The organism is uncultured Cetobacterium sp. (assembly GCF_945952365.1).
In the GTDB taxonomy this organism is placed as follows: Bacteria; Fusobacteriota; Fusobacteriia; order Fusobacteriales; family Fusobacteriaceae; genus Cetobacterium_A.
Window position 1 is genome coordinate 1 of record NZ_CAMFHX010000056.1, and the last position, 5,219, is coordinate 5,219.

At 32.1% G+C, this 5,219-nt stretch carries 6 protein-coding genes; 4 read left to right on the plus strand and 2 right to left on the minus strand.

The window, feature by feature from the left end:
- The first annotated feature begins 76 nt into the window (after window positions 1–76).
- From Q0O83_RS11710 to Q0O83_RS11725, 4 genes are read left to right on the plus strand one after another with little or no spacing between them, the layout of a single operon-like run.
- A complete protein-coding gene (locus Q0O83_RS11710; protein ID WP_294097302.1) occupies window positions 77–928 on the plus strand; it encodes an ABC transporter permease subunit in 852 nt (283 codons plus the stop codon).
- A gap of 10 nt (window positions 929–938) precedes the next feature.
- Window positions 939–1,916 carry an ABC transporter ATP-binding protein gene (locus Q0O83_RS11715; protein ID WP_294097304.1) on the plus strand — a complete coding sequence of 326 codons (978 nt, stop codon included), beginning with the start codon at window positions 939–941 and terminating at the stop codon, window positions 1,914–1,916.
- Complete coding sequence (locus Q0O83_RS11720) at window positions 1,913–2,890, plus strand: dipeptide ABC transporter ATP-binding protein (RefSeq protein WP_294097306.1); 978 nt, start codon at window positions 1,913–1,915, stop codon at window positions 2,888–2,890. Before Q0O83_RS11715 ends, Q0O83_RS11720 begins: the two co-directional genes overlap by 4 nt.
- Before the next feature lie 24 nt (window positions 2,891–2,914).
- Window positions 2,915–4,399 carry a M81 family metallopeptidase gene (locus tag Q0O83_RS11725; protein WP_294097308.1) on the plus strand — a complete coding sequence of 495 codons (1,485 nt, stop codon included), beginning with the start codon at window positions 2,915–2,917 and terminating at the stop codon, window positions 4,397–4,399.
- 46 nt (window positions 4,400–4,445) lie between these two features.
- On the opposite strand, the gene Q0O83_RS11730 is transcribed toward Q0O83_RS11725, so the two are convergent.
- Window positions 4,446–4,643, minus strand: coding sequence for a cold shock domain-containing protein (locus Q0O83_RS11730; protein WP_294097311.1), 198 nt, complete (start codon window positions 4,641–4,643; stop codon window positions 4,446–4,448).
- A 170-nt stretch (window positions 4,644–4,813) separates the two neighbouring features.
- Window positions 4,814–5,219 (minus strand): hypothetical protein (locus Q0O83_RS11735; protein WP_294097312.1); only part of this gene is annotated, 406 nt, incomplete at its 5' end.

Sequence of the window (5,219 nt, forward strand, 5' to 3'; positions counted from 1 at the left end):
TATTATACCTCAAAGGATTGGAGTAGTTTCAATAAATTTTAAGTTAACAGAAACATTAAACTTGAAGGAGGAAGATATGAACGAACAAAATAATATTAAAAAACCATTTACTGAGTTTTTAGAAAAATTTTTAAAACGAAAAGTTGCTCTTATATCATTTTTATTTATAGTCTTACTGATTTTTATAGCAATATTTCAGCCCACTCTTCACGATATAAACTATGCTGACTACGAAAATCTTCTTTCTGAACCTACTTCAAAGCATTGGTTTGGAACAGATGAATATGGGCGAGACCTTTTTAGTAGAGTTGTAGCTGGAACTCGTCTATCACTTTTCGTTTCTTTGTCTGCTGTTTCTATTGGAGCTTCGATAGGATGTGTTTTAGGTCTTGTTGCTGGGTATTATGGTGGTAAAATTGAAAGTATTATCATGAGAAGTTGTGATGTTATGTTTTCATTCCCTGGACTGCTTTTAGCTATCGGAATCGTTGCAATAATAGGTCCTGGACTTATAAATGTTATTATTGCTATAGCTATCTATGGAATTCCATCTTTCACAAGAATTGTTCGTAGTTCAACAATCTCATTGAAAAAACAGCTTTATATTGAAGCTTGTAAATCTATTGGTGTTAGTGATTTCAGAATCCTTTTCATCCATATATTCCCTGGAACCCTACCAGCTCTTATAGTTACATTGACTATGAGAATTGGAACAGCAATTATTTCTGCTGCGTCTCTAAGTTTTTTAGGATTCGGAGCTAGTCCTACAAATCCAGATTGGGGGGCGATGCTTTCCACTGGTAGAGATTATATTGGCTTAGCACCACATATGCTTTTCTATCCAGGACTTATGATTTTCTTAACTGTATTGGCCTTCAACCTTTTAGGTGATGGTTTGAGAGATACTTTAGATCCGAAATTAAATTAGAGGAGAGACTATGGAAAAATATTTATTAGAAGTGGAAAACTTAAAAACCGAATTTAAAAAAGATAAAAAAAGTTTAACTGCGATAGAGGATGTTCACTTCAATATAAAAAAAGGTGAAACTCTGGGGCTTGTTGGTGAGAGTGGAAGTGGAAAATCTGTTACAGCAATGTCTATTATGAGACTTTTAGAAACTAATGCCACTGTAAATGGAAAAGTGCTCTTTGAAGGAGAAAATATACTAAACTTTTCAAACTCTGAGATGAGGAAAATTAGAGGTGGAAAAATAGCTACTATCTTCCAAGACCCTATGTCATCCTTAAATCCGATTTTAAAAATAAAAAATCAGTTGATGGAGTGTACAAAACTACATCTTGGTTTCAATAAGAAAGAAGCTGCTGAACACGCTTTAAATATGCTAAAACTTGTTGGAATTCCAAGCCCTGAAAGTGTTTTAGATAGATTTCCACACCAACTCAGTGGTGGGATGTGCCAAAGAGTTATGATTGCAATGGCGATGTCTTGTAATCCACAACTTCTTATAGCTGATGAACCTACAACAGCTTTAGATGTTACTATCCAAGCTCAAATTATGGAACTACTATTGGAATTAAAAAATAAACATGATATGGGAATTCTTTTAATCACTCACGATTTAGGAGTTATCGCTGAAACTTGCGACAAAGTTATTGTTATGTATGCTGGTCGAATTATGGAAAAATCTACAGTCGATGATCTCTTTAATAATCCAGCTCATCCTTATACAAAAGGATTGATTGCTTCTGTTCCTAAACTTGGAAGTGGTGCCACAACTTTACCATATATAGAGGGTAAGGTTCCAGAATTATCAAATATGCCAACTGGTTGTAAATTTGCTCCGAGATGTAAAGAGGCTAAAAATATTTGTTTTGAACAGGAACCAAAACTCATAAAATTCCAAAATGAAAAAGAGTGTCGATGTCATTTTGTTAGTGGTGGAGGGGTAGTATGAAAGAAGTTTTAGTTAAACTTGAAAATGTTAATAAAAAATTTTTAGTTTCTCAAAAAGGATTTAAAAAAGAAAAAAAATATGTTCATGCTGTTAATGGAGTATCTTTAGAAATTTTCAAAGGTGAAACTTTATCTATTGTTGGAGAAAGTGGATGTGGAAAATCAACTCTTGGTAGAGTTATAAATAAAATTTTGGATGTAGAAGAGGGCAAAATATTTTTTAAAGGCGATGACATTACAAATCTATCTTCAAAAGAGATGCTAAAATACAGAAAAGATATGCAAGTAATTTTCCAAGACCCTTACGGCTCTTTAAATCCTAGAATGAAAATTAAAAATTTAATATCTGAACCCCTTTTAGTTCATTCAACTCTTTCGAAAAAAGAAAGAGAAGAAAAAGCCATCGAGCTGCTTGATATGGTTGGATTGAGTGCTGGTCATGCTGAAAGATATCCTCATGAATTCAGTGGTGGACAAAGACAAAGAGTTGGAATTGGAAGAGCCATCTCAGTTAATCCTAGCTTAATTATAGCTGATGAGCCTATCTCAGCTTTAGATGTTAGTATTCAAGCTCAAGTTATAAATATTTTTAAAGATTTACAAGAAAAATTCAATTTAACATACTTTTTCATCTCTCATGATTTAAGTGTTGTAGAACTTATTTCTGATAGAGTTGGGGTTATGTATTTGGGAAATCTTGTTGAAATTGGAGATAAAAAAAATATCTATGAAAACCCAGCTCATCCCTATACAAAAGCTTTGCTTTCAGCTATTCCTGTGGCTGAAGCTAATAAAAAAAGAGAGAGAATAGTTTTAAAAGGAGATATCCCTAGTCCTATAAATAGACCTACAGGTTGTCCTTTCAACACTAGATGCTCTGAAGTTTTTGAAAAATGTAGATTAGAGATGCCCTCTCTTAAAAATTGTTCAACAGATGATTCACAACATTTAGTTGCTTGTCATTTAAAAAAATAAATTTTAAATAAAAGGAGATAGATTATGAAAAGAGTTTTAGTAGGTTCTATGCATCACGAATCAAATTCATTCAATCCAATTATTGCTGACGAAAGAGATTTTTCTATAAGATATGGTGAAGATGCTCTTATTTTTGAAACAAAAAACAACGCTCTAAGAGGAATTGTAGATACTCTAAAAGAGAAAGAATACGATATTGTACCACTTCTGAGTGCTCGAGCTGTTCCTAATGGTGAGGTTAGCTTTGAACTTTACTCTCGTTTAAAAAAAGAGTTTATTGAAAGAGCTATTGAAGCTGATAAAATTAAAAAAGTTGATGCTATCAATTTAGCTTTACATGGTTCTATGAGAGTGGTTGGTTTAGGAGAAGCCGAAGGCGACCTTTTAGAGGGGTTACGAAAATATTTTAAAGATATTCCAATTGTTGTTGCTCTTGATATGCATACAACTATGACAGATAAGATGTTTGAATATGCTGATGCATATGTTGGATATAAATGTGCTCCTCACACTGACTGTTTTGAAACAGGTGAACACTCAGCTAAAATGCTGATTGATATATTCCAAAAAAATCAAAAACCTAAAAAAGCTTGGATTAAAGTTCCCATGCTTATTGCTGGTGAACAGTCTGAAACTTCAACAGAACCTATGGTTTACTTTATAAATAGATGTAGAGAGTTTGAAAGCTCTGAAGGTATAGATGCTGTTTCAATTTTAATGGGATATCCATGGGCTGACTCTGAAGATGCTGGAGTTGGGATATATGTTGTAGCTGAAACTGAAGCTTTAGCTAATAGTGTTGCAATAGATATTGCTCAAGAGTTTTTCGATAGAAGAAAAGAATTTTCTTTCCACACAGAAACTTATGAACCCATAGAGGCTTACTCTGTTGCCTTAGATGCTTTAAAAGATAAAAAATTCCCAATATATCTATCGGATTCAGGAGACAATCCAACGGCGGGATCATCATCTGATTGCACAGATTTTTTAAAAATAATTTTAAATAATCCTCAAACATTAAAAGTTCCAACTCCTATTATATATGGAGGAATTTACGATCCTGAGGCCACTTTGAAATGTAAAGAAAATCTTGGTAAAGAGATTGAATTATCTGTCGGAGCTAAGTTTGATACAGTAACTACTTCACCTTTAAATCTAAAAGGAAAAGTTATCAACTATTTAGAAAAGTGGGGGACATATTACAGTGATTTAGCTGTATTTAGAGTAAATAATGTGGACATCGTTCTTGCTGAAAAACATGTTGGTTATATATCTCCTGATATGTATGAAGCTCTTGGACTAGACCCTCAAAATCGAAATATAATTGTTTGTAAACTTGGATATTTAACTGAACATCACAAACTGCTTTCTAAAAGAACTATTATGGCTTTAACTAATGGAAGTACAAATGAAGATATTGAAAATATAAAATACACTAAAGTTAAAAGACCTATATTCCCACTTGATAAAGATTTTAAATATTCAGCTTTAGAAAATTTAAAACAATAAAAAATAGCAACAAAAAAGGAGTTCCGGTTGGAACTCCTTTATATTATTATCTTGATGTAATGTTTTCTGCTTGTAATCCTCTGTCACCTTTAACAACATCGAATTCTACTTCTTCATTTTCTTTTAAAGATTTAAATCCATCTTTCTTGATTTGAGAGAAATGTGCGAATACGTCTTTCCCGTCCTCACCAGTGATAAATCCAAATCCTTTTTCTTCATTAAACCATTTTACTGTACCTTTCATTTAAGTACCTCCGTTATTTTTTGTTAGTAATTATTACTTCAACATAATAACATTCTAAAGAAGTACTTTTTCAAAATAGTGCTTTAAAATTTCTTATTAATCTAGGTTATAACTTTACTACTTTTAAAGTATATCACGTATTCAAAATAAAAGCAATGTTTTTATATTTTTTATCTATAATCCTGACAAACAATTAACTCACAGTTTATTGTGCTTGTATTAAAAGGAACTATTTCTCCAACCGATGGCATTGATATTCCAAAATATGCAAATGCACTACTTGAATTTATTCTTCCATAAGCCATTCCCATTTCACTTGCAGAATTTCCTCTATTAACACCTGCTATAAAATAGATATGTCTGTCAAATTCTTTTTTTACAGGCATAAGAGCATAATACTCTCCATCAATCTTTCTTATCTCAGGAATACACTTTATTAATAAATTTTCTAAAAGAATATCTGTTGCAGCATCTACAACACTTAATGAGCACTCTTTCATACTTCCCTCTTTATAATTCATAGTTTCTGTTAACTTAAAATTTATTGAAACTACTCCAATCCTTTGAGGTATAATA